General features: G+C 71.9%; 1 protein-coding gene. It reads right to left on the reverse strand.

The genetic code is table 11. The features are described 5' to 3' along the window. Positions 1–752, reverse strand: a 752-nt coding sequence (locus tag GY937_11135) for a hypothetical protein (GenBank protein MCP5057264.1), incomplete at both ends; no start/stop codon positions are given.

The following is a 752-nucleotide window of genomic DNA, read 5'->3' on the forward strand; positions in this document are numbered from 1 at the left end:
AGGCACTCGAGAATCTTGCGGGCCACGTCGGGGTCTTCGATGGCAGCGAGAAGGCGCATCGGCTCGCCGCAACGGGGGCAGCAAAGCGCATCGACCTCGAAGACACGCTGTAGGAGATCGGCCCAGGCAGTTCGCCGCGGAGCGCGGCGGGCAGGTGCAGCATTTTGACCCGAGTGGGGTGGGTCCACTGCGCCCGGGTCCCCGCGAGCCGGTTCAGCGCGGGCCAGGGGATCGGAGGTGAAGTCGGCTCCGCCTAGCGGGGCCGGGTCTTCGCGGGTGGGGGGTCCCTGGTTCGGATGCCCCGGCCGTCCATGGGGCAGACTCTGGCGCTCGTCGGGCAGCGGTGCTTGTGCCTGGGCCTTGGCCAAGGGGGGCCGCGGCCCGGGCACGACGCGATCGCGGGCGCTTGCGCAGGGTGCCAGCACGCCGTGGTAGCGCACCTGATGGGCTCGAGGCGGTGGGATGAGCGGGACCAGCCGCTCCAGCAGCTCGTGGCGCTCCATCAGGATGTGCGTCGTCCCGTCCCTCCAGGGGGTCTTGAGTCGCAGGGCGAGCCGTCCATCGGGCCTCTCTCCGAGGCGATCGTGTGCGAGGGGAGGACGGGCGACATAGCGGCAGAGCCGCTCGAGCCGGCGTCGGTCGCGTGCGGGGACGGCGACGCTCGCATGGAGGCTCATCCCGCGGTGCCGCGGGATGTGTGAGGACGCCTCGGGGTCGTGCTCGTCGCCATCGGGCTCAATGCGGTCGCCCAG

This window comes from bacterium (genome assembly GCA_024228115.1).
GTDB lineage: Bacteria > Myxococcota_A > UBA9160 > UBA9160 > UBA6930.